The 23310-nt window shown below is 64.4% G+C and carries 23 protein-coding genes; 13 read left to right on the forward strand and 10 right to left on the reverse strand.

The window, feature by feature from the left end:
• Positions 1–11: 11 nt before the first annotated feature.
• Positions 12–389 carry a response regulator gene (locus tag ACTORR_RS26200; protein WP_054883219.1) on the forward strand — a complete coding sequence of 126 codons (378 nt, stop codon included), beginning with the start codon at positions 12–14 and terminating at the stop codon, positions 387–389.
• Between the two features lie 103 nt (positions 390–492).
• On the opposite strand, the gene ACTORR_RS26205 is transcribed toward ACTORR_RS26200, so the two are convergent.
• The 3 genes from ACTORR_RS26205 to ACTORR_RS26215 are packed head-to-tail and all read right to left on the reverse strand — an operon-like array spanning position 493 to position 3131.
• Complete coding sequence (locus ACTORR_RS26205; RefSeq protein ID WP_054883218.1) at positions 493–1074, reverse strand: TetR/AcrR family transcriptional regulator; 582 nt, start codon at positions 1072–1074, stop codon at positions 493–495.
• Positions 1075–1086: 12 nt separating this feature from the next.
• Positions 1087–1935 carry a 3-hydroxybutyryl-CoA dehydrogenase gene (locus ACTORR_RS26210; RefSeq protein ID WP_054883217.1) on the reverse strand — a complete coding sequence of 283 codons (849 nt, stop codon included), beginning with the start codon at positions 1933–1935 and terminating at the stop codon, positions 1087–1089.
• 11 nt (positions 1936–1946) lie between these two features.
• Complete coding sequence (locus ACTORR_RS26215) at positions 1947–3131, reverse strand: acetyl-CoA C-acyltransferase family protein (protein WP_313364820.1); 1185 nt, start codon at positions 3129–3131, stop codon at positions 1947–1949.
• 168 nt (positions 3132–3299) lie between these two features.
• Between ACTORR_RS26215 and ACTORR_RS26220 the strand changes: the two genes are divergently transcribed.
• On the forward strand, positions 3300–4346 hold the full coding sequence (locus ACTORR_RS26220; protein ID WP_099814562.1) for an AraC family transcriptional regulator: 1047 nt from the start codon (positions 3300–3302) through the stop codon (positions 4344–4346).
• On the opposite strand, the gene ACTORR_RS26225 is transcribed toward ACTORR_RS26220, so the two are convergent.
• Together ACTORR_RS26225 and ACTORR_RS26230 are read right to left on the reverse strand one after the other, a co-directional pair.
• Positions 4315–5766 carry a catalase gene (locus tag ACTORR_RS26225; protein WP_262110390.1) on the reverse strand — a complete coding sequence of 484 codons (1452 nt, stop codon included), beginning with the start codon at positions 5764–5766 and terminating at the stop codon, positions 4315–4317. The two genes, ACTORR_RS26220 and ACTORR_RS26225, sit on opposite strands and share 32 nt — an antisense overlap.
• A 207-nt stretch (positions 5767–5973) precedes the next feature.
• Positions 5974–6516 (reverse strand): WYL domain-containing protein, encoded by a 543-nt coding sequence (locus ACTORR_RS26230; protein ID WP_099814564.1) that lies wholly within the window; start codon positions 6514–6516, stop codon positions 5974–5976.
• 215 nt (positions 6517–6731) lie between these two features.
• Here ACTORR_RS26230 and ACTORR_RS26235 point away from each other — a divergent pair, with 215 nt between their 5' ends.
• On the forward strand, positions 6732–6977 hold the full coding sequence (locus ACTORR_RS26235) for a type II toxin-antitoxin system Phd/YefM family antitoxin (RefSeq protein WP_054883212.1): 246 nt from the start codon (positions 6732–6734) through the stop codon (positions 6975–6977).
• Complete coding sequence (locus ACTORR_RS26240; protein WP_054883211.1) at positions 6967–7248, forward strand: type II toxin-antitoxin system RelE family toxin; 282 nt, start codon at positions 6967–6969, stop codon at positions 7246–7248. The genes ACTORR_RS26235 and ACTORR_RS26240 overlap by 11 nt, the downstream gene beginning before the upstream one ends.
• On the opposite strand, the gene ACTORR_RS26245 is transcribed toward ACTORR_RS26240, so the two are convergent.
• A complete protein-coding gene (locus ACTORR_RS26245) occupies positions 7245–8165 on the reverse strand; it encodes a LysR family transcriptional regulator (RefSeq protein ID WP_054883210.1) in 921 nt (306 codons plus the stop codon). The genes ACTORR_RS26240 and ACTORR_RS26245 overlap by 4 nt on opposite strands.
• 288 nt (positions 8166–8453) lie before the next feature.
• Between ACTORR_RS26245 and ACTORR_RS26250 the strand changes: the two genes are divergently transcribed.
• Genes ACTORR_RS26250 through ACTORR_RS26260 form a run of 3 tightly spaced genes read left to right on the forward strand, consistent with a single transcriptional unit; the run spans position 8454 to position 12052 of the window.
• Entirely contained in the window at positions 8454–9758 is a 1305-nt protein-coding gene (locus tag ACTORR_RS26250) for an MFS transporter (RefSeq protein WP_313365668.1), read from the forward strand.
• Positions 9759–9788: 30 nt separating this feature from the next.
• Positions 9789–11030, forward strand: coding sequence for a Zn-dependent hydrolase (locus tag ACTORR_RS26255; RefSeq protein ID WP_313365667.1), 1242 nt, complete (start codon positions 9789–9791; stop codon positions 11028–11030).
• Positions 11030–12052, forward strand: coding sequence for a histone deacetylase family protein (locus ACTORR_RS26260; RefSeq protein ID WP_054883207.1), 1023 nt, complete (start codon positions 11030–11032; stop codon positions 12050–12052). The genes ACTORR_RS26255 and ACTORR_RS26260 overlap by 1 nt, the downstream gene beginning before the upstream one ends.
• A 367-nt stretch (positions 12053–12419) precedes the next feature.
• Here ACTORR_RS26260 and ACTORR_RS26265 read toward each other — a convergent pair whose 3' ends face one another.
• A complete protein-coding gene (locus ACTORR_RS26265; protein ID WP_186604397.1) occupies positions 12420–13844 on the reverse strand; it encodes an aminotransferase-like domain-containing protein in 1425 nt (474 codons plus the stop codon).
• Positions 13845–14169: 325 nt separating this feature from the next.
• Between ACTORR_RS26265 and ACTORR_RS26270 the strand changes: the two genes are divergently transcribed.
• Entirely contained in the window at positions 14170–15579 is a 1410-nt protein-coding gene (locus tag ACTORR_RS26270; protein ID WP_054883205.1) for an amino acid permease, read from the forward strand.
• 3 nt (positions 15580–15582) lie between these two features.
• Here ACTORR_RS26270 and ACTORR_RS26275 read toward each other — a convergent pair whose 3' ends face one another.
• Positions 15583–15762: a hypothetical protein gene (locus tag ACTORR_RS26275; RefSeq protein WP_054883351.1), complete on the reverse strand. Its 180-nt coding sequence runs from the start codon at positions 15760–15762 to the stop codon at positions 15583–15585.
• A gap of 96 nt (positions 15763–15858) precedes the next feature.
• Here ACTORR_RS26275 and tam point away from each other — a divergent pair, with 96 nt between their 5' ends.
• Positions 15859–16635, forward strand: a complete 777-nt coding sequence (gene tam / locus ACTORR_RS26280; RefSeq protein ID WP_054883204.1) for a trans-aconitate 2-methyltransferase — start codon at positions 15859–15861, stop codon at positions 16633–16635.
• Here the strand turns inward: tam and ACTORR_RS26285 are convergent.
• Together ACTORR_RS26285 and ACTORR_RS26290 are read right to left on the reverse strand one after the other, a co-directional pair.
• A complete protein-coding gene (locus ACTORR_RS26285) occupies positions 16632–16997 on the reverse strand; it encodes a DUF2784 domain-containing protein (protein WP_099814567.1) in 366 nt (121 codons plus the stop codon). The genes tam and ACTORR_RS26285 overlap by 4 nt on opposite strands.
• A gap of 317 nt (positions 16998–17314) precedes the next feature.
• A complete protein-coding gene (locus tag ACTORR_RS26290; protein ID WP_054883202.1) occupies positions 17315–18184 on the reverse strand; it encodes a LysR family transcriptional regulator in 870 nt (289 codons plus the stop codon).
• A 244-nt stretch (positions 18185–18428) separates the two neighbouring features.
• Here ACTORR_RS26290 and ACTORR_RS26295 point away from each other — a divergent pair, with 244 nt between their 5' ends.
• The 4 genes from ACTORR_RS26295 (at position 18429) to ACTORR_RS26310 (ending at position 23277) form a co-directional block, all read left to right on the forward strand.
• Positions 18429–19745: an MFS transporter gene (locus ACTORR_RS26295; RefSeq protein ID WP_441344071.1), complete on the forward strand. Its 1317-nt coding sequence runs from the start codon at positions 18429–18431 to the stop codon at positions 19743–19745.
• 125 nt (positions 19746–19870) lie between these two features.
• A complete protein-coding gene (locus ACTORR_RS26300) occupies positions 19871–20581 on the forward strand; it encodes a YebC/PmpR family DNA-binding transcriptional regulator (protein ID WP_054883200.1) in 711 nt (236 codons plus the stop codon).
• A 136-nt stretch (positions 20582–20717) separates the two neighbouring features.
• A complete protein-coding gene (locus ACTORR_RS26305; protein WP_313364987.1) occupies positions 20718–21662 on the forward strand; it encodes a LysR family transcriptional regulator in 945 nt (314 codons plus the stop codon).
• A gap of 202 nt (positions 21663–21864) precedes the next feature.
• Entirely contained in the window at positions 21865–23277 is a 1413-nt protein-coding gene (locus ACTORR_RS26310) for a DOPA decarboxylase (RefSeq protein ID WP_441344072.1), read from the forward strand.
• The last annotated feature ends 33 nt before the right edge of the window (positions 23278–23310 follow it).

Here is a 23310-nt window from a genome sequence, read left to right on the forward strand (position 1 = left end):
AAGGCGTTAACATGAGTGAAGATGCACAAGATGTAGTGTTGGTGGTCGAGGATGAACCGGCAATCCGGATGATCCTGCACGACTACCTGGCGGGTGAGGGCTACCACGTGCTGGTGGCCGAGGACGGTGAACAGGCGTTCGCCATTCTGGCGAGCAAGCCGCACCTGGACCTGATGGTGACCGACTTCCGCTTGCCGGGTGGCATTTCCGGGGTGGACATCGCCGAACCTGCGGTGAAGCTGCGGCCAGACCTGAAGGTGATCTTCATCAGTGGCTACCCGGCCGAGATCCTCGAATCCGGCAGCCCGATCGCGCGCAAGGCGCCGATCCTGGCCAAGCCATTCGACCTCGATACCCTGCACGAGCAGATCCAGGCCCTGTTGCGTTAGCCTGCTCCCGCCTCTTCGCGGAACAGGCCCGCTCCTACACCGATTTCAAAGGTGGTGCAGTACCTGTGGGAGCGGGTTTACCCGCGAACAAGCCGGTACAGGTTCAACGCAGGGTCCGCTCGATCCCGCCAACCAGCAGGCTCTCCATCAAACCCAGCCCCTGTTCCTCTGGCAAGCCCTTGAGCATCCCCGGCAACTGGTTCAGCAGTGTCGCCACGACATGCGCGGTTGCCACCAATACCTCGCCCTGCAACGTCGCCCGCGGTGCGATCAGGCGCAGCAACCCCGCCTCATAGCGCTTGCGCAGCAACCCCAGGCGCGCCTGCTGTGCTTCGCTCAGGCAGCACAGGTCCCGCTCCGCCAGGCGAAATTGCATCGGCCGTTCGGCGTGCAGCTGCCAGTGCGCGGCAATCAGGCAGGCCATTGCCGAGCCGCCTCGGGCCATGGCTCGGCGACCCTGCTCCAGGGTCGCCTGCAGCTCCTCGTACAGCTCCTCGATCAGGTCGAACAGCAGGTCCTGCTTGCTGGGGAAATGGTGATACAGCGAGCCGGCAGTCAGGCCGACATGCGCCGCCAGTTCGCGCATGCTGACCTGGCCAAAGCCCTTTTCGGCGAACAGCGCCATGGCCCGGTCGCGTCGCTCTTCGAAGTTGGCACAGCGCATGGCGGCATTGAGCGGGGGCATGGCGTGCGCTCCTCAGTAGGTAAAGAAGCCGCGGCCGCTCTTGCGCCCCAGCCAGCCGGCCGCGACCATTTCCTTGAGCAGCGGGGCAGGGCGGTATTTGCTGTCGTTGAAGCCTTCATGGAAGGCCTCCATGATCGCCAGCAGGGTATCCAGGCCGATCAGGTCGGCCAGGGCCAGCGGGCCGATCGGCTGGTTGCAGCCCAGGCGCATGCCGGTGTCGATGTCCGCGGCACTGGCCAGGCCTTCCTGGCGCACGAAGATCGCTTCGTTGATCATCGGTACCAGGATGCGGTTGACCACGAACCCCGGGCGATTGCCGGCGGTGATCGGTGTCTTGCCGAGCTTCTCGGTGACCACCAGCGCCTGGGCGTAGGTGTTGTCGCTGGTCTGCAGGCCGCGGATGATCTCGACCAGGGCCATCATCGGCACCGGGTTGAAGAAGTGCACGCCGATGAAGCGCTCAGGGTGGTCGATGCTGGCCGCCAGTTGAGTCACCGATAGCGACGAGGTGTTGGTAGCGATCAGGCAGTCGGCGGCCACGTTGGACGCTACCTGCTGCAGGATGCGTTGCTTGAGCTGCAGGTTCTCGGTGGCAGCCTCGATCACCAGCTGTGCGCGGCTCAACTGGGCGTAGTCGGTGCTGGTGCGGATACGTGTTTTCGCGGCCTCGGCGCGCTCGGCCTCGAGCGTGCCCTTGCTGACCTGGCGCTCCAGGTTCTTGCTCAGGGTGGCCACGCCACGCTCCAGCGCGGCGTCGGAAACGTCCACCAGCAGGACCTGGTAGCCGGCCACCGCGCACACCTGGGCAATACCATTGCCCATGGTGCCGGCGCCGATTACGGCAATCTGTTCAATCGTCATGGTTCAGCCCCTCAGACGCGCTCGAAGACCACGGCGATGCCCTGGCCGCCGCCGATGCACATGGTGGCCAGGGCGTAGCGGCCCTGGATGCGCTGCAGTTCATGGATGGCCTTGGTGGCGATGATCGCGCCGGTGGCACCGACCGGGTGGCCGAGCGAGATGCCCGAGCCGTTCGGGTTGACCTTCTCCGGGTCGAAACCGAGCTCGCGGGCCACGGCGCAGGCCTGGGCAGCGAAGGCTTCGTTGGACTCGATCACATCCAGGTCGGCAACGTTCAGGCCGACCTTTTCCAGCACCTTGCGGGTCGCCGGGATCGGGCCAAGGCCCATCAGCTCCGGCTCGACGCCGGCGTGGGCATAGGCCACCAGGCGCGCCAGGGGCTTCAGGCCCAGGCGGCGCACAGCGTCACCGGTGGCCAGCACCAGGCCGGCGGCGCCATCGTTGATGCCGCTGGCGTTGCCGGCGGTGACGGTACCGTCCTTCTTGAACACGGTCTTCATGCCGGCCAGTTGTTCAGCGGTGACATCGGCGCGGACATGCTCGTCGACGGCGAACTGCACGGTGCCTTTACGGGTTTTCAGCTCCAGCGGCACGATCTGGCTGTCGAAGCGGCCTTCGGCCTGTGCGCGGGCGGCGCGGCGCTGGCTGGTCAGGGCCAGTTCGTCCTGCATTTCGCGGCTGATGCCCTGCTGGGCGGCGACGTTTTCTGCGGTGATGCCCATGTGGAAGTGTTCGAACGGGTCCTGCAGCACGCCGACGGTGTAGTCGATGCCTTGCAGGTCACCCATGCGCGCGCCCCAGCGCGCCTGGGGCAGCAGGTACGGGCCGCGGCTCATGGACTCGGCGCCGGCGGCCAGGGCCACGTCGGCATCGCCGAGCAGCAGGCACTGGGCGGCCGAGACAATGGCCTGCAGGCCCGAACCGCACAGGCGGTTGACGTTGAAGGCCGGGGTTTCCTTGGGGATGCCAGCGTTCATCGCTGCGACCCGCGACAGGTAGGCATCGCGTGGTTCGGTGGGGATCACGTTGGCCATCACCACGTGGCCGATCTGGTCGGCGGCCACCCCCGCACGCTCGATGGCGGCGCGGGTCACGGCGGTGGCCAGGTCGGCCAGTGGCAGGTCCTTGAGGGAACCACCGAAACCACCAATGGCGGTACGGACGGCACTGACGACGTAGATTTCTGCGCTGCTCATAGAGGCTCCGATTGCGAAGGCATGGCGGGAGCGGGCCAGGCTCTGCGAGAATGGCCGGCGATCCCAAGGTGGGTTCGAGTCTAGGCAAAGGCTCTGTTGCAGCCTATGCCGGATCTGTTCAGTCAACCTGGCATTTTTTGCCACTCAGCATAGACAGCGAATTCCGCCATGCGCGATAGCGATTCGGTCGCGGTGTACTTTCTCAATGCCATGTTGCATGCCCTGCGCGGCCAGCCCGACGTGCTGGAGGCGCGGCTGCGCGGCGTGGGCATCGACCCGGCCGTACTCAGCCAGCCACAGGCGAGGGTGCCGGCCAAGGCTTTCGCCGGTTTGTGGCTGGAATTGATCGAGCTGCTGGAAGACGAGTTCTTCCGCCTCGACAGCCACGGCATGCCGTTGGGCAGTTTTGCCCTGATCTGCCGTGGCTTGATCCAGGAACCCAACCTGGAGAAGGCGCTGCGCCAGTGCATGAGCAGTTTCGCCCTGTTCCTGCGTGACCTGCGCGGCAATCTCACGCTGCGCGGTGGGCGTGCGGTCATCAGCGTACAGTCGACGATTGCCGACCCGCTGACCCAGGTGTATGCCGAGGAAACTTACCTGGTGCTGGTGATCGGCCTGCTGTGCTGGCTGGCCGGGCGGCGCATCGCCATCGACCGCACGGAGCTGGCGGTGGCGCGCCCGGCCCAGGACGACGACCCGCTGCTGTGGGGGCCGGACTTGCGCCTGGGCAGCGGGCGTACCGAAGTCGAGTTCGACAGCGCCTGGTTGCGCTTGCCGGTGGTGCAGGACCTGGCAGGCCTGAAGACTTTCCTGCGCAGCGCGCCCCAGGGCCTGGTCATCCGTTTTCGCAATCAGAACGGGCTGGTGGCCGAGGTCTATCGCCATTTGCGCGCACGCCGCTATGGGCAATGGCCGACGCTTGCAGCCATGGCCGAGCAGCAGGGGATCAGTGCCAGCACCTTCCGCCGCCAACTGGAGCGTGAAGGGCATTCGTACCAGCAGATCAAGGATGAAGTGCGCCGGGCGATGGCCTTCGAGCGCTTGCGCGAAGGCACCTTGAGCATCGCCGAGATTGCCGAGCAGGCGGGCTTCCAGGAGCCCAGTGCATTTCACCGGGCGTTCAAGAAGTGGACGGGGCAGAGCCCGGGCAGCTATCGGGCGAGGCTGGCCGGGCTTGCAAACTTCAATCCTGCAGTTCGGCAGCCAGAGCCTTGACCCGCTTCAGGTCACCTCCCGCAATTCTTGTAACCCTGCTCCCGTAATCGGCATCGGCTTTGTACAGGAATGACAGGATGATGTGCTTGCTCTGCTCATCGGCGACAGCCAGCGACTGACCGAAGCTGTTGACCAGGTCGCGCTGCTCGCTTTTCGAATAGGCGCGGTAAAGGTCACCGGCCTGCTTGAAGTTCTGCTCCCGGGTGATGCCCCGTTGCTGGGTGGGGCCGCTCAAGGCCAGTTCACTGTAGCGTGCCGAGTCGGTGGTGCTGCGAGGCTGCAGGCGGCTGGGCTGGTAGTTGACCATGTCACGGGTGCGGTTGGGGTTGAGTGCGCCATCCTGGTTGCCATTGTTGACCGCCGCCCGCGGCTGGTTGATCGGCAGGCTGCTGGCGTTGGCGCCGACTCGGTACATCTGGGTGTCGGCGTAGGAGAACAGTCGGCCCTGCAGCAAGCGGTCTTCGGAGGGCTCTATACCCTGGATCAGGTTGGACGGTGCCAAGGCGACCTGTTCGGTTTCCTGGAAGAAGTTGTCGACATTGCGCTTGAGCACCATCTGCCCGACCCGGCGCTCGGGCACATCCGGCCAGACCTTGGTGGCGTCCAGCGGGTCGAAGTCGAAGGCTGCCAGCTGCTCAGGACGTAGTGTCTGGATATAGAGGTCCCATTTGGGATAGTCGCCACGGGCGATGGCACCTACCAGGTCCTCGGTCATGTGACTGAAGCTTTTGCCCTGGATCTGCTCGACAGCCTTGGGGTCGAGGTTTTCCTGCCCTTGCAGGCTTTTCCAGCGGAACTTCACGTAGGTGGGTTCACCGTTGGCGTTGACGAACTTGTAGGCGTGCACGCTGTTTCCATCCATGTGCCGATAGCTTTTTGGCGTGCCTTCGTTGGAGTACAGCAGGGTCAGGGTGCGGGTAGCCTCCGGCATGTGCGAGAGCAGGTCGAAACGCCGGGCGTCGTTGCCCAGGTTGTTGCGCGGGTCGGGCTTGAAGGCGTGGACCATGTCCGGGAACTTGATGGCGTCGCGGATGAAGAACGTTGGGAAGTTGTTGCCGACCAGGTCCCAATTGCCCGTCGTGGTGTAGAACCGGGTGGCAAAGCCTCGCGGGTCGCGCAGGGTTTCCGGCGAGTGCAGGCCATGCACAACCGACGAGAAACGCACGAATACCGGGGTTTTTTCGCCCGGCGTGAACAGCGGCGCCGAAGTCAGCGCGGACAGGTCTTCGGACGCGGTGAATTCGCCATGGGCGCCGGTGCCGCGGGCGTGCACCACGCGTTCGGGGATGCGTTCGCGGTCGAAGCGTTGCAGCTTCTGGATCAGCTGCACATCCTGCAGCAAGGTCGGGCCAGTGTTGCCAGCAGTCTGGGAGTGCTGGTTGTCGCCGACCGCTGCGCCGTTGTCGCGGGTCAGGGGCATGGCGAACAGCACGGGGCTTGCAAGAACGGTTGCACACAGCAGCGTCAATGCCGGGCGATGGGGGCGGGTCGAAAGCATGGTCGGGGCACTCGCTTGATCAAGGGAGTGCCGATGCTAGTAATCCTGCAGGAACCTCACTGTAAGGCGGCTCATCTCATGTTGTGGGAGATGTCGAGCAGAGAGCCGCTGGACCGATGTGCGGCAGCGTCAATAGCCATCGTCGTTCAACGCCAGGCTCTGGCGCAGCTGTTCGACCATCGACACGCGCAATGTTTCCGGTGCCTTGACCCGGATCGAGCCGGCCTGGGACAGCAGCCAGCCCATCAGCGCACGGCTGTCTTCGACTGTGGCCGCGAGCATCGCACCGCCTTTGTCATGCGGGGCCAGGCGCATGTCCTCGGACAGCGGCTGGTCTTCCAAGCGACGCGCGAGGCCATCGTCGACCCAGGCCTGCAGTTCGATCTGCTGCGAGGGGGTGAGTTGATCGGGTTGCAGTTGCTCGGCCTCATCCAGGCTCAGGCCTGGCTGCCAGTACCAGCCATAGGGCATGCCCTTGCTGTTGCAGTGCAGCGGGAACAGCGTTGCCAGCTCGTTGAGGTCGCGCTCGACCGTGCGCTTGCTGGTCTTGTGGCCGGCCCTGGCCAGTGCGGCCTGCAATTGCGTGGAGCTCATCCCGGGGTGGCGGTCAGGCAGCAGTTTCAGTAACTGCCATTGTCGGGCGATGGTGTGGCGGGTCGGGTGGCTGGGCACGGGAGTTTCGTCCTTGAAGACCAGGTATGACGGCCTGGGTGATGGCACAGAGCTATCTCAAGAGCATACTCTGTCAATGGATGGGATCCAAGTGTGTTTTTCAAAGGCTGTAGGAACGCATAGCAAGCCCGCCGACGACAGCTCTCTGAACAGTTGAGACTTGTTTGTGTCCTGTAAATAGACCAAAATATCGTTCTTTATTGAGGTTTGAATTCATGCAGAATATTTTCGCTGACGTGGCCGTAAGCGTGTCGGAGCTGAAAAAGAACCCATCCGCGGTGATGACAGGTGCTGCGGGTATGCCCGTCGCTGTGCTCAATCACAATCGTGTTATGGGTTACATGGTGCCTGCCGAACTGTACGAAGCCATGATGGAGCGTCTGGAGGATCTTGAATTAACCGAGCTGGCCAAGTCGAGGCTGGGTGAAAAGGGCGTACCGGTAACTCTGGATGATTTATAAGCTCGAGTTTCTGCCTTCTGCGATGAAGGAGTGGGGCAAGCTTGGGCACACCGTGCGCGAGCAGATCAAGAAAAAGCTCGGCGAACGCTTGCAGTCCCCCAAGGTCCAGGCCGATGCACTGCGTGACCTGCCGAACCACTACAAGATCAAGCTGAAAGCTTCAGGTTATCGACTGGTGTACAGAGTCGAAGATGAGCGGATCGTTGTAGTGGTGGTGTCGGTTGGCAAACGTGAGCGTAGCGAGGTTTACCGAGCCGCTAAAACGCGTTAGGTGACCGCGCCGAAAAGGCCGCCCTGCAAGGCCTCGATAAACACCTCTTCAGCCCGGCTCAACCGCTGTTCCCTGTTCCACAGCAGGTGAATATCCACATCGGCAATCCCTTCTGCAGGCGGCAGCTTCCACAGCAGCCCCGCCGCCACATCCGGCGCCACCACATGCTCGGGCAGGCAGCCGATGCCGAACCCGGCGATCACCAGCCGACGCACCTCTTCAAGACTGGGCGACGACGCCACGATCCGCCCGGAAAACCCTTGCTGGTCACGGAAAATGGTCAGCGGCGACAACATGCCGCCAATCTGGTCGCTGGTGAAGCTGACGAAATTTTCCCGCTGCAGATCGCCCTCGGCCTGGCCGAACAGGGCATGGTGCTTGCCGCAGAAAAACGCGTAGCGCTGGCGCAGGAACAGGCGCTGCTCCAGGCGTGGCTGGGGCCGGCGGTTGAGGCTCAGGCCCGCAGTGGCAGTCTTTTCCTGCAAGGCGGCGACGATGTCCGAGCTGCGCATCACGTCGATTTCCAGGTCCACCCGTGGGTGCTGGCGATGGAAGTCCGCCAGCAGATCATCGAACCGCTCGCTGACGATGCGGCTGATCATCAGCAAGCGCACCTTGCCCACCAGTTCATCCGCCGGCTGCTCCAGCAGGCCGCTGATCTGCGACATCTGCCCATACACCTCACCGGCCAGCTGGAACAGTTGTTCGCCCATGTCGGTGAGCACGAAGCGAGGCCCGCGGCGGGCAATCAGCTGGCGGCCAAGCTGTTCCTCCAGGCGCTTGAGCGCCTGGCTCACGGCCGGTTGGGTCAAGTGCAGGCGCGCGGCGGCGCGGCTGATGGACAACTCCTGGCCGATTACCCGGAAAGTGCGCAGAAGGTTCCAGTCGAGGCGGTCGTTGAGCAGGCGGTCGGACATGGCTGGCTCGATGATAAGCAGGGCTAATAGTGCGAATAATAAATAGAAAATTGACTAATCATAGCCCGGGGACGATAAATCGCAGTCATTGAGGCTTGTTGTATCGGTGCTGGCTTCTTCGCGGGCTTGCCCGCTCCCACAGGTACTGAAGCGTTTGCGGGCCTTGCGCAATCCCTGTGGGAGCGGGCGAGCCCGCGAAGAAGCCAAAAACCGATCAAAAGGCCATGCGCCACCAGAGCGCCGCCGTGACCCTTAACTCCTGCCAGAAAAACAAGCAAAGGAGCCCCCATGAAGCCCATCGCTTCGCCCCAGCCGCGCCGTGCCGCCGCCGCCGCGTTCATCGGCACCATGATCGAGTGGTACGACTTCTACATCTATGCCACCGCCGCCGCCTTGGTGTTCGGTGCCTTGTTCTTCCCCTCCGACGACAGCCTGTTCAGCACCATGGCCGCCTTCGGCACCTTCGCCGTGGGCTTTTTCGCCCGGCCGCTGGGCGGCATCGTGTTCGGCCATGTGGGTGACCGCATCGGACGCAAGAAGTCGCTGGTCATCACCCTGTTGATGATGGGCATCGTCACCGTGTGCATCGGCCTGCTGCCGACCTACGCGCAGATCGGTGTCGCCGCGCCGGTGCTGCTGATCATCCTGCGGGTGATCCAGGGCATCGCCGTGGGTGGCGAGTGGGGCGGGGCGGTGCTGATGGCCGGTGAACATGCGCCCAAGGGCCGGCGCAATTTCTTTGCCTCGTTCGCCCAGCTGGGCAGCCCGGCGGGCCTGATCCTGTCGCTGCTGGCCTTTGGCGCAGTGACCCGTCTGCCCGAGGAAGACCTGATGAGCTGGGGCTGGCGCGTGCCGTTCCTGGCCAGCGCGTTGTTGCTGCTGGTGGGCCTGGCGATTCGCCTGGGGGTCAACGAGTCGCCCGAATTCATCGCCAGCCGCGAGCAGGCGGCGAGGGCTCAGCGCAAGGAGCAGGCGCCGGTACTGGAAGTGCTGCGCACCGCCTGGCGCCCACTGCTGCTTTGCATCGGTGCCAACACCCTGGGCATTGCCGGGGTCTATTTCACCAACACCTTCATGATCAGCTACACCACCCAGCAACTGCACCTGGAGCGCTCGCTGATCCTCGAATGCCTGTTCTTCGTGGCGATCATCCAGTTCTGCGTGCAGCCGCTGGCCGCGTGGCTGTCGGAAAAGCTCGGCGCCACCCGCTTCCTGGCCTTGGTCGCGCTGCTGGCGATGGGCTCGCCGTACCCGATGTTCGTGCTGGTCAGCTCTGGCCAAGGCCCAATGATAGTGCTCGGCATCGCCTTGGCGGCGGCCTGCATGGCCTCGTTCTACGCCGTGATCGCGGGCTACGTCAGCGGCATGTTCGACACCCGCGTACGTTACACCGCGATTTCCCTGGCCTACCAAGTGTGCGGCGCCCTCGCGGGCGGCCTGACACCGCTGATCGGCACCTGGCTGGCCCACACCTTTACCGGCCAATGGTGGCCGATGGCGGCGTTCTACAGCCTCATCGCCAGCATTTCGCTGGTCTGCGTGCTGGCCCTGGCACGCCAGTACGCCCGAAGTCAGCGCCTGGAACTGGCCTGATCGATTCCTCTGATTGTGGAGTACCCGCACATGTTGAAAAGCAATGGCGAACGCCTGTGGGCGAGCCTGATGGCCATGGCCGAAATCGGCGCCACCGCCCGCGGCGGCAGCTGCCGCCTGGCCCTGAGCGACGAAGACAAGGCCGGCCGTGAACTGTTCAGCCACTGGTGCCGCGAGGCCGGCCTGACGCTGAGCGTGGATGCCATCGGCAACCTGTTCGCCCGCCGCGCCGGTAGCGATCCGGCTGCTGCTCCGGTGATGATGGGCAGCCACCTCGACACTCAGCCCGAAGGCGGCCGCTTCGATGGCGTCTATGGCGTGCTGGCCGGCCTGGAGGTGGTGCGCCGCCTCAACGACCTGAACATTCAGACCCGCAAGCCGCTGGAGATCGCCGTCTGGACCAATGAAGAGGGCGCCCGCTTCACCCCGGCCATGTTCGGCTCGGCGGTGTTCACCGGCACCCTGGCGCTGGACCAGGCCCTGGCCATCCGTGATGCCGATGGCGTCAGTGTCGCCGACGAACTGCGGCGCACCGGCTACGCCGGCCAGCGCCCGCTGGGTGGCCAGGTGGATGCCTACTTCGAGGCGCATATCGAGCAAGGCCCGATCCTTGAAGACAACGCCAAGGCCATCGGCGTGGTCAGCGGTGGCCAGGCGATTCGCTGGCTGGACGTGACCGTCGAAGGCATGGCCGCCCACGCCGGCACCACACCGATGCCGCTGCGCAAGGACGCCCTGTATGGCGCCGCGCGGATGATCCAGGCGGTCGAGCAACTGGCGGCGGATTTTGCGCCAGAAGGCCTGACCACCGTGGGCGAACTGTCGATCGCCAAGTCCTCGCGCAACACCATCCCCGGCGTGCTGCGCTTCACCGTCGATCTGCGCCATCACCGTGACGAAGCCATCGAGGCCATGGAGCGCGACCTGACCGAGAAGCTGCAGGCCATCGCCAGCCAGCGCGGCCTGCAGGTGCGCATCGAGCGCCACTGGGTCAGCCCGGCCACGCCGTTCGACGCCGCCTGCGTGGCCGCCGTGCAGCAGGCGGTGGATGGCCTGGGTTATGCGCAACAGTCCATCGTCAGCGGCGCCGGCCACGACGCCATCCTGCTGGCCCGCTACTGCCCGACGGCGATGGTGTTCATCCCCTGCGTCGGCGGCCTGAGCCACAACGAAGCCGAAGACGTGCTGCCCGAGGATGCCCGCCAGGGCGTCGACGTATTGCTCAACGCCGTGCTGGCCCGCGCCGGCCAAGTCGAACAAGGAGAAGCCTGATGCGTTGCTACTTCCACCCCGAACAGCTGCTGCACCATCCGCGCAGCTACTACTCGCGTGGCGCCATGCGCACCCCGCAGGAAGTCCCCGAACGCGCCCAGCGCCTGCTGCAGGCGGCCAAGGACCTGGGCTTCGACATCCGCCAGCCCGACGATGCCGGCCTGGCGCCGCTCAAGGCGGTGCATGGCGAGGCCTACCTGGCGTTCCTCGAAGAGGCCCATGCGCGCTGGAAGGAAGTACCTGAGGACTGGGGTGACGAAGTGATGTCGAACATCTTCGTGCGCGAGCCCAACGCCCTGCGCGGCATCCTAGCCCAGGCGGGGCGCTACCTGGCCGATGGCAGCTGCCCGGTGGGTGAAAACACCTGGCGTTCGGCGTACTGGTCGGCGCAGAGCGCGGTGGCCGGGGCCAAGGCCATTGTTGATGGCGAGCCCGCAGCCTACGCGCTGTGCCGGCCGCCGGGGCACCACGCACGGTTCGATGCGGCCGGTGGGTTCTGCTACATCAACAATGCCGCCGTGGCCGCCCAGGCCTTGCGCAGCCGTTACCGCCGGGTGGCGATTCTCGATACCGACATGCACCACGGGCAGGGGATTCAGGAGATCTTCTACGAGCGCAATGACGTGCTGTACGTGTCGACCCATGGTGACCCGACCAACTTCTATCCGGGTGTGGCCGGGTTCGAGGATGAACGCGGCAGTGGCGCGGGCGAGGGGTACAACCTCAACCTGCCGATGGCCCATGGCGCCAGCCAGGCGGACTTCATGGGACAGCTGGAAATTGCGCTGGCTGCGGTGCAGGACTTTGGCGCCGAGGTGCTGGTATTGTCGCTTGGGTTCGATATCTACGAGCTGGATCCGCAGAGCAAGGTGGCGGTGACGACTGAAGGGTTTGCTGAATTGGGTGAGCGGATTCGGGCGTTGCGGTTGCCTTGCCTGATCGTGCAGGAAGGGGGGTATCACCTGGAGAGCCTGGAGGCGAATGCGCAGGCGTTCTTTGCGCACGAGGCGGATTGGACATAGTTGAACGCGCGAGGGCTAACAGGTGCATGCCGCGAGATCTTCAGCGCCTATAAGATCGAGCGCCGCCCGCGCGGCGCATCGCGGGCAAGCCCGCTCCCACATTTGTTTCGGGCCAGTCTCTCCTATGAAGCCAACAGGGACCGCCTTGGTGCATGCCTGGAGACAGGTGAAGCGGCATCAGCGCCCACCGAGATGTATCGCTATGCCAACAAGGCGGATCCTGTTGGCGGCACAGGAATAACTGGCCCGAAACAGATGTGGGAGCGGGCTTGCCCGCGATGCGCCGCGCGGGCGGCGCTCGATCTTATAGGCGCTGAAGATGTTGTGGCGAACACCGAGGGCGAACACCCCGGCCCCCCAAAAACCCCTAAATCCCACCCCGCCGCACATGCTTCACCAGCACCTTCTCCAGCAACTCCCACATCGCCGGGTCGGTGCTGAACGCCACATTGAAGCGCATCCACCCGGTGGCCTTGGCATCGACCATGAACAACTGCCCAGGCCCGAGCATGATGCCTTTCTCCAAGGCATCATCGAGCAACGCCGCACTGTCCGGAATCGCCGGGTGGCGGGTCCAGATGTACATCCCTTCATCCGACTCGGTGAACAGTTCAAAGCCCAGTCGATGCAGATGCCGGCCCACTTCCTGATGCGCCTCGGCCAAGCGCTGGCGCAGGCGCTTGAGGTGCTTGCGCCAGCGTCCGTCGATGATCGCCGCATACACCACCCGCTCCATCACCTGCGAAGTGGTCAGTCCCGAGCGCATCTTCAGGTGCAGCAGTTTCTGCGACAGCTCCGGGTTGGCCAGCAGGTAGCCGACCCGCACGTTGGGCGAGATGCTTTTCGAGTAACTGCCCACGTACACCACCTGCTGCAGATGGTCGAGGCTGGCCAGGCACGGCTGTGGCTCGGCGACCATGTCGGCGTACAGGTTGTTCTCCACCAGGCGGAAACCGTGCTGGCTGGCCAGTTGCAGCAAGCGGTGCAACTGCGCCAGCGGGGTGCGTGAACAGGTCGGGCTGTGCAGGTGCGGCTGGGTGAAGAACGCGGTAGGGCGATGGTGCGCCAGCAATTGTTCGAGGTGATTGAGGTCGTAACCGTTGGGCGTGCGTGGCACGCCGATCAAGGTCGCGCCCTGGGTCCGCAGGATACTCATCAGGTTGGGATAGCCGGGGTCGTCCACCAGCACCACGTCACCGGGGCGCACCAGGGTGCGCACGGCAAGGTCCAGCGCCTGGCTGGCACCGTGGGTCAGCATCAGCTGCGCCGGGTTGCAGACGATCGACAGCTCCTGTTGCAGGTTCTGCGCGGTCAGCGCACGCAGCTCCGGCAAGCCCATCGGGTCGCCGTAGCCCGACAATTCCAGCGGGCTGCCAGCGACCTGGCGCAGGCCGCGGCGCAGGCCTTCTTCGTACATCCAGTCATTAGGTAGCCAGCCGCAGCCGGGTTTGAACGGCAGTTGGCGAATCTCGAAGATCTGCTGCAGGTACCACTCGGAGTTGAAGGTCGGGCGGCCGGTCTCGGCTTCGCTGTTTTGGCTTTCCAGCAGCTCGTTCGCCGCACGATTGACGAAGAACCCCGCATTGCCCTTGCTCACCAGCAGCCCCTGGGCAACCAGGCGGTCGTAGGCCTCGACCACGGTAAAGGTGCTCACCGAATAGCTCGCGGCAAAGGCGCGGATCGAGGGGACCTTGGTGCCGGGCTTGAGGGTCTGGTTATCGATCAGCTCGCGCAGGCCGTCGATGATCTGGTTGACCAGCGGCGTGGAAGAGTCTGGGTGTAATTCGAACATTCGGGGCCTTCAGGAGTGCGTAACGCCAAGCGCCAGCGGGTGTATTGCATTGGCGGCCTGTACAGTGCAGTGCGAGATTCATGCCACTGTGCATGGCTCTCTACGTCGGACATTTTTACATTAGGTGTCAGATATCGCCACATAAAGCATGTTCAGTTCGCCTCAGGTGCCAACCCTGGGGCGCGTCAGCAGGCCGCCACGGAAGGCCTGCGTGTGTTAGCGCACACCATCCTGCCCGCATTAGCACTGATGTACAGGTGAAACCGAGAGCCATCGGGGTTTCACAGTTTTCCTTGGATAAAAAGAAGCACGGGGTACACAACTGATGGACGCAACATCCACAACCACCACCGCGAAAAGCGGGCACGAGAGCAAGCTCAGTGCCTCGCTCAAGTCGCGCCACCTGACGATGATGTCGATCGCCGGGGTTATCGGCGGCGCCTTGTTCGTCGGCTCCGGCAGCGTGATCCACAGCGCCGGCCCGGCCGCAGTGCTGGCCTATCTGGCCGGCGGCATCCTGGTTGTCCTGATCATGCGCATGCTGGGTGAAATGGCGACTTCCTCGCCGGACACCGGCTCGTTCTCCACCTACGCCGACCGCGCGATCGGCCGCTGGGCCGGTTTCACCATCGGCTGGCTGTACTGGTGGTACTGGGTCATCCTGATGGCCTGGGAAGCCTATGTGGCGGGCAAGATCCTGCACGGTTTCTTCCCCGACGTCAGCGTCAACGTCTTCGTGCTGGCCACGACCCTGCTGCTGATCACCGTCAACTTCTTCAACGTCAAGCACTACGGTGAGTTCGAATTCTGGTTCGCGCTGATCAAGGTGGTGGCGATCGTTTGCTTCCTGGTGGTGTGCACCGCCGCGGTGATGAACATCTGGCAGTTCGGTGAAGTGCGTGGCATGACCCACCTGACCGCCGAAGGCTTCATGCCCAACGGCATCACCACGGTCATTGGAGCCTTGCTCGGGGTGATGTTCGCCTTCCTTGGCGCTGAAATCGTCACCATCGCCGCTTCCGAAGCCAAGGACCCGGCTACCCAGATCGTCAAGGCCACCAACTCGGTGGTATGGCGTGTGTGCCTGTTCTACGTCGGCTCGATCTTCCTGATCGTCTGCCTGGTGCCGTGGAACGACCCGCAACTGGGCGTTTCCGGCTATGGCGCCTACCGCCGTACCTTGGAGCTGCTGGGCGTGCCGCACGCCGAACTGCTGATGAACTTCGTGGTGCTGACCTCGGTGAGCAGCTGCCTGATCTCTGGCCACTACACCGCTTCGCGCATGCTGTTCTCGCTGGCCCAGCGTGGCGACGCGCCGTCATTCTTCAAGATCACCCGTGCCGGCACGGGTGTACCGGTGTACGCGATCATCGGCTCCTGCGCCGTGGCCGTGGTCTGCGCGCTGATCAACTTCAGCGAGACCCTGCGCCCGAAAGACGTGCTGGAAACCCTGATGAACACCACCGGCATGATTGCCCTGCTGGTGTACCTGGTGATCGCCTTCTCGCAGCTGCGCATGCGCCGCAAGCTGATCGCCGAAGGCAAGGAAGTACGCCTGCAGATGTGGCTGTTCCCGTGGCTGACCTACCTGGTGATCGGCTTCATCATCGCCGCATTGGTGACCATGGCCTTCATGCCTGATTATCAGATCCTGGTGATTTCCACCGGCATCGCCGCGGCTGTCGTGGTGGCGATGGGCGTGGTGCACCAGATCCGTACTGGCAAGCAGCACTAAGCGTCACTTGCTCTTGGAAACGGCCGGCTCCCTTGGGGACCCGGCCGTTTCGCGTTGCTGGGCCTGGTGTTTGTCCGCGGGCATGTGAAAGCGCTGGTTCATCCAGGGGGAACCGAGCAGGGCGGCGGCGGCGATCAGCGCCAGAATGGCCAAGGCCATGGATAGCTTCATGGGCATGCGCATAAAGGAAATGACTTCAAGCATAGACCGACAGTTCAGGCGCATGCACTTCGGTACATGGCGTATGCTCATTGCATCGTCCGCCAAAAGGAGCCGCCCATGGCCTGGTCCGCCACCCAGTATTCCCTCTTCGAAGACGAACGCACCCGCGCCGTGCGTGACCTGCTGGCCGCCGTGCCGCCGCGGCCGGTACGCCATGCCACCGACCTGGGCTGTGGCCCCGGCAACTCGACCGAAGTGCTGCTGCAGCGCTGCCCCGACGCCCAGGTAACGGCACTGGACAGCGACAAGGACATGATCGACAAGGCCCGCGAGCGCAAGCGCCTGCACATTCCACGGGTACGCTGCGAAATTGCCGATATCAGCGACTGGTCCGCCCCCGAGCCGCAAGACCTGATCCTGGCCAATGCCTCGCTGCAATGGGTGCCTGACCATGGCTCGCTGTACCCGCACCTGGTGCGCCAGCTGAGCGAGGGCGGCAGCCTGGCGGTGCAGACCCCGGACAACCTCGACGAGCCCGCTCACCGGCAATTGCGCAAGATTGCCAGCGAGGGCCCGTGGGCGGAGAAATTCGCTGACTTCCAGTTGCCACCGCGGCACAACGCGGCGTTCTACTACGACCTGCTCAGCCCGCTGTGCACGCGGGTGGACGTGTGGCGCACCACCTATCACCACCCGTTGACCGGCGGCGCCGAAGCGGTGGTGGAATGGTTCAAGGGATCGGCGCTGCGGCCTTATCTGGCCAAGCTGGACGAACAGGAACAGGCGAGCTTCCTGCAGATGTACCTGCAGGCCATGCAGCATGACTACCCGCCAGCCACCGACGGCAAGGTGTTGCTGCCGTTTCCGCGGCTGTTTGTCGTCGCTACCCGCTAAGGGCGACGCCAGCGGCAGATGACGCAGGCGTAGATGGCCAGGTTCAGCACCAGCACGACGCCGCCCAGCAGCAGCTGGATCTGCGGGGTCAGGCCGGCGGGGTAGATCAGCGGCCAGATGTAGTGTTCGACGAAGCCGCCGTGATAACCCGCGTCACCGGCCGCCAGACGCATGCGGTTTTCCCAGTCGGTGAGCGGGCATTGCAGGTGCAGGCCTTCCACCGCCAGGCCCCAGGCCAGGGCGGGGAGGTGCAGGAGCAGGGCGGGGCGCCACCTGAGCACCAGCAGGCCGCCGAACAGCACCAGCAGGATGAAGGCCAAGTGCAGCAGGACCAGGGCGTCGGCGGCCAGGCGGAAAAGCATGGTGGGTGGGCCAGGGAATGAGGTATTCCCAGCATAGTTGTATTGCCTGTGATGGCCTCTTCGCGGCTAAAGCCGCTCCCACAGGTTTTTTACACAGATTTCGCAAGCGGTGGGATACCTGTGGGAGGCCGCCGAACAGGACCAGCAGGCGGAAAAGGATGGTGGGTGGGCCTGGAAATGAGGTATTCCCAGCATGGTTGTATTGCCTGTGATGGCCTCTTCGCGGCTAAAGCCGCTCCCACAGGTGTTGCACAGATTTCGCAAGCGGTGGGGTACCTGTGGGAGCGGCTTTAGCCGCGAAGAGGCCGGTACAGACGCTACAACTCCTCCTGAACCATCTGCAGGAAGGTGGCCACCACCCGCCGCGATCGCTGTTCGCTCAGGCACACCAGGGTCTCGGTCAGGTGCCGCTGGCAATCGACAATCGGCAGCGCACACACCCGCGCATCCGCGCCGAACTCGGCCGCCGACACCACCCCTACGCCAATCCCCACCACCACCGCCTCGCGCGCCGCTTCGCGGCCTTCCACCTGGATCGCCGGGCGAATCCGCAAGCCTGCGCGCTGCATTTCCTCTTCCAGCGTCTGCCGCGTGACCGACCCCGGCTCGCGCAACACCAACGGTGTGTCGTCAAGGTCGGCCAGGGTGATCGAGCCGCGGCTGGCCCACGGGTGGTTGTGCGAGACGAACGCCACCATCGGGTCGCGGCGCAGCGGCACGCAGTAAAGCCGCTCGTCATCGACATCGCGCCCGAGCAGCGCCAGGTCGGCCTGGTAGCTGAACAGCCTGGCCAGTGATTCATCGGTGTTGCCGGTCTCGATCTTGACCTGGATGCCCGGGTAGCGCTGGCAAAAGCGTGCGATCTGCGGCAGCACGTGCACGGGCGCATCCACTGCCAGCACCAGGCTGCCGGTGTGCAGGGCGCGGGAGTCCTGCAGCAGGTCGTGCGCCTCGGCCTCGCAGGCGAACAGGCGCTGGCTGATGCCCAGCAGGCGCTCGCCCAGGTCGGTCAGTTGCACCGAGCGCTTGTTGCGGTGAAACAGCAGCACACCGAAACGCTCTTCGAGCTTGCGCACCTGGTCGGACACCGCCGGCTGGGTCAGAAACAGCTTTTGCGCGGCGCGGGTAAAGCTGCCGTGCACGGCCACTGCATGGAAGGCCTTGAGTTGAGCGTGAGACACCGACATACCGCCTCCAGTAACAAGCTGGGCTTATGTGTGAAATACGATAAATCGATTTTCTTTATCAGTCAGCAACTGTTTCCATACGTTTCAACCCGAGGCCAACGCCACAAGCAATGGCCGGGGCATGGCCCGCACATCGGTGCCATCTGACCAAATGACGAGCCTTCGTCATGCAGTGCGCAACACAACAACAAGACAGGCGTTTTTTAACAATCTGCCGGCACACTTGAGCAAGAGGTCAGAATCAATGAATCAAGCACTCGCTGCGTTGAAACGCTGGCGCATCCAGATTTTCGCGATCACCTGGCTGGCCTACGCCGCCTTCTACTTCACCCGCAAGGCTTTCTCGGTGGCCAAGCTCGGCATCGGTGAAGACCCGACGTTCATGCTCGACAAGGCCGCCATGGCCAACCTCGACGCAATCTACCTGGCCGCCTATGCCGTGGGCCAGTTCACCTGGGGCATGCTCGCCGACCGTTTCGGCCCGCGCGTGGTGGTGCTCGGTGGCCTGCTGATCTCGGCGGCGGCGGCCGTGGTGATGGGCAGCTTCGCGACCTTCCCGGTCTTCGCCACGTGCATGCTGGTCCAGGGGCTGGCGCAATCCACCGGCTGGGCCGGGCTGTGCAAGAACATCGGCAGCTTCTTCCCGGCTTCGCAGCGCGGCCGGGTGCTGGGGCTGTGGAGTTCGTGCTACGCCTTCGGCGGCCTGGTCGCTTCGCCGTTCGCCGGCTGGTGGGCCTATACCCTGGTCGGCACCTGGCATGCGGCGTTCTTCTCGAGCGCCGCGGTGGTAGCCGGGGTGGCCGTGCTGTTCTTCTTCCTGCAGCGCAACAAGCCGGAGGACGTCGGCCTTGCTGCGGTCGAACCCGAGCCGCAGAGCATGGCCCCGGCCGGTAACCTGTGCAGCGTGTGGGCGCCGCTGCGCGAAATCCTGCGCAACCGCACGGTGCTGACCCTGGGCCTGGCGTACTTCCTGCTCAAGCCTGCGCGCTACGCCATCCTGCTGTGGGGGCCGGTGATCGTCTTCGAGCAGATGCCGTCGGTAGGCAAGGTCGGCGCGGCGATCATCCCCACTGCCTTCGAACTGGCGGGGCTGTTGGGCCCGATCATCATCGGCCTGGCTTCGGACAAGTTGTTTGGCGCCCGGCGCATGCCGGCCTGCGTGATCAGCCTGGTGCTGCTGACAGTGACCCTGGCAGCGTTCATGGCAGCCATGCACAGCGGCAGTATCGCGATGGTGGTGGCCTTGCTGTTCGTCATGGGCCTGACCCTGTACGGGCCCGACTCGATGATCAGCGGCGCGGCGGCCATCGACTTCGGCACGGCCAAGGCCGGCGCCACGGCAGCAGGTTTCGTCAACGGTTGCGGCTCGGTGGGTGCAGTGCTCGGCGGCCTGCTGCCGGGCTACTTCGACAGCGTCACGGTGTTCATCGTGTTTGCCGGCTGCGCGTTGTTCTCGGCCCTGGTGCTGCTGCCACACTGGAACAGCCGCCCGGCCGGCACCGCCGCGGCCAACGACGTGGTGCCCAACACCAGCATGGCGATCAAGCCACTGCGGACCTGAAGGGCAGCGCGCAAGGCCGACGAAGCGTGAGATTACTTGTCGATCCACTGCCCGAGGGCGTATAAACTGCACCCACTTTTGGCCGGTCGCTTCCTGAACCGGCCGCTGGAACAAAGAGAGTCGACATGGGCGCACAGTGGAAAGCCAAACATAGAGAAACAGCTGCCAATGCCAAGGGCAAGATCATGGGCAAGCTGGCCAAGGAAATCCAGATCGCGGCCAAGTCCGGCGCCGACCCGGACATGAACCCGCGCCTGCGCCTGGCCATCGCCCAGGCCAAGAAGGCCTCGATGACCCGTGAGACCCTGGAGCGTGCCATCAAGAAAGGCGCTGGCCTGGACGGCGATGCCGTGCAGTACCATGCCGTCAGCTATGAAGGCTTCGCCCCGCACCAGGTGCCACTGATCGTCGAGTGCCTGACCGACAACGTCAACCGCACCGTGGCGCAGATCCGCGTGCTGTTCCGCAAGGGCCAGCTCGGCGCCAGCGGCTCGGTGACCTGGGACTTCAACCACGTCGGCCTGATCGAAGCCACCCCGGAAGGCGATGCCGACCCGGAAATGGCCGCCATCGAAGCCGGTGCCCAAGACTTTGAGGAAGGTGAAGAAGAGGGGTCAACCTTGTTCATCACCGACACCACCGACCTGGATGCGGTACAGAAGGCCCTGCCTGAGCATGGCTTCACCGTTACCTCGGCGAAGATCGGTTATACCCCGAAGAACCCGGTGAGCGCGGCCAGCCTGAGTGCTGAAGCGCTGGCCGAGGTTGAAGCGTTCCTCGAGGCGATCGACGAGAACGATGACGTGCAGAACGTATATGTAGGCCTTACCGCCTAAAGCTGGGGCCGCTTTGCGGCCCATTCGCGGGCAAGCCCGCTCCCACAGGAGTATCACAAGCCTTGGCATTGTGAGGTCCCTGTGGGAGCGGGCTTGCCCGCGAATGGGCCGGCAAAACCAACAGAAGGGCAACTGCATGAACCCCACCTTCGCCTCCCTCAGCCTCGCCCACCTGCGCACCCTCGACTGCCTCCTGCAGCTGAAGAACCTCAGCCACGCCGCCGATCGCCTGGGCGTCAGCCAATCGGCCTTGAGCCGCCAGCTGGCCCACCTGCGCGAAGCCTTCGACGACCCCTTGCTGGTGCGCCAGGGCCGTGGTTATGTGCTCAGCCAATACGCCGAAGCCCTGGTCGAGCCCCTGCGCCAGGTGCTCGAAGAACTCCAGGCCCTGCGCCAACCCGCCACCTTCGACCCGGCCCGCTGCGAGCGGCGCTTCTGCCTGGCCGCTTCCGACTACGTAGCCGAGCACATGCTGCCGCTGCTGGTGGCTGCCTTGGAGCATGAAGCCCCTGGCGTGTCCATCGACTACCGCACCTGGCAGGCCGGGCAATACGCCTTGCTTGCCAGCGGCGAGATCGACCTGGCCACCACCTTGTTCGACGAGTCGCCGCCCAACCTGCACGGTCGCCTGCTCGGCGAAGACCGCGCAGTGTGCCTGATGCGCCAGGACCACCCGCTGGCCGCGCTGGACGTGCTTGGCCAGGACGATTACCTGGCCTGCAAGCACGTGCGCATTTCCGGTGGCGGCGACAAGGACAGCTTTATCGACCGCCACTTGCGCGCTCAGGGTTTGCAGCGGCGCATCAGCCTGGAAGTACCGTTCTTCTCGGCGACCGTGCAGGTGATCGGCAACAGCCAGGCGCTGGCCACGGTGCCCGAGCACATCGCCCGGCAGCTGTGCCGCCTGCATGGGCTGGCCTGGCGGCCGTTAGGGTTTGTCGAGCATACCCAGCGCTATTGGGTGGTGTGGCATCAGCGCTTGCAGGCCTCGGCCGAACACCGCTGGTTGCGCAACCGGGTGTTCGAGCTGTGGCGCCAGTCACAGTTCGGGGTGCAGGGCGGGGTTGCGCAATTGCCATAGCAGGTATGCGCGAAGCGGGGTTATTCGCGCAGGCCTAGGCGCCTAGACTGGGGGCATTGTATAGCCTGCACTGGCCTCTTCGCGGGCACGCCCGCTCCCACAGGAACAGCACAAGTCTTGAAGGCTGTGAATCCTTGTGGGAGCGGGCGAGCCCGCGAAGAGGCCAGTGCAGGCGACTGATCACCCACAGGAGAGCCCGCGCGTGACCCCAGAACAATTCCGCCAGTACGGCCACCAGCTGATCGACCTGATCGCCGACTACCGCCAATCCGTCGGCGAACGCCCGGTCATGGCCCAGGTCGAGCCCGGCTACCTCAAGGCGCAGCTGCCACAGGCCGCGCCACAGCAGGGCGAGTCGTTCGAGACGATCCTCGACGACGTCAACCAACTGGTCATGCCCGGCCTGTCGCACTGGCAGCACCCAGACTTCTACGGTTATTTCCCCTCCAACGGCACCCTGTCGTCGGTGCTTGGCGACTTCCTCAGTACCGGCCTTGGTGTGCTCGGCCTGTCGTGGCAGTCCAGCCCGGCGCTGAGCGAGCTCGAAGAAACCACCCTCGACTGGCTGCGTCAGTTGCTCGGCCTGTCGGCCCAGTGGAGCGGGGTGATCCAGGACACTGCGTCCACCAGTACCCTGGTGGCGCTGATCAGCGCCCGTGAGCGTGCCACCGACTACGCGCTGGTCCGCGGCGGCCTGCAGGCCGAGGCCAAGCCATTGATCGTGTATGTCAGTGCCCATGCTCACAGCTCGGTGGACAAGGCTGCACTGCTGGCCGGCTTCGGCCGCGCCAACATCCGCCTGATCGCGACCGACGAGAAATTCGCCATGCGCCCACAGGCGCTGCAGGCTGCCATCGAGCAAGACCTGGCCGCTGGCAACCAGCCCTGTGCGGTGGTCGCCACTACCGGCACCACCACCACCACCGCCCTCGACCCGCTGCGCCCGATCGGCGAAATCGCCCAGGCCAACGGGCTGTGGCTGCATGTCGACTCGGCCATGGCCGGTTCGGCGATGATCCTCCCGGAATGCCGCTGGATGTGGGATGGCATCGAGCTGGCCGACTCCGTAGTGGTCAACGCGCACAAATGGCTGGGTGTGGCATTCGATTGCTCGATCTACTACGTGCGTGATCCTCAGCACCTGATCCGGGTGATGAGCACCAACCCGAGCTACTTGCAGTCGGCGGTGGATGGCGAGGTGAAGAACCTGCGTGACTGGGGGATCCCGCTGGGCCGTCGCTTCCGTGCCTTGAAACTGTGGTTCATGTTGCGCAGCGAAGGCGTGGAGGCCTTGCAACAGCGCTTGCGCCGTGACCTTGAGAATGCCCGCTGGCTGGCGGAGCAGGTTGCAGCGGCGGTGGAGTGGGAAGTGCTGGCACCGGTGCAACTGCAGACCTTGTGCATTCGCCATCGGCCGGCGGGGCTGGAAGGGGAGGCGCTGGATACCCATACCAGGGCGTGGGCTGAGCGGCTGAACGCGTCCGGGGTGGCGTATGTGACGCCGGCGACGCTGGAAGGGCGGTGGATGGTGCGGGTTTCGGTGGGGGCACTGCCGACCGAGCGGGAGCATGTCGAGAAGCTTTGGCGTCACCTGCAAGAGGTGGTTGAAGGCTGAAATCCTGGGACCGCTTTGCGGTCCTTTCGCGAC

The sequence above is a fragment of the Pseudomonas sp. SAR267 genome (assembly GCF_052077595.1).
Taxonomy (GTDB): Bacteria; Pseudomonadota; Gammaproteobacteria; order Pseudomonadales; family Pseudomonadaceae; genus Aquipseudomonas; species Aquipseudomonas vlassakiae.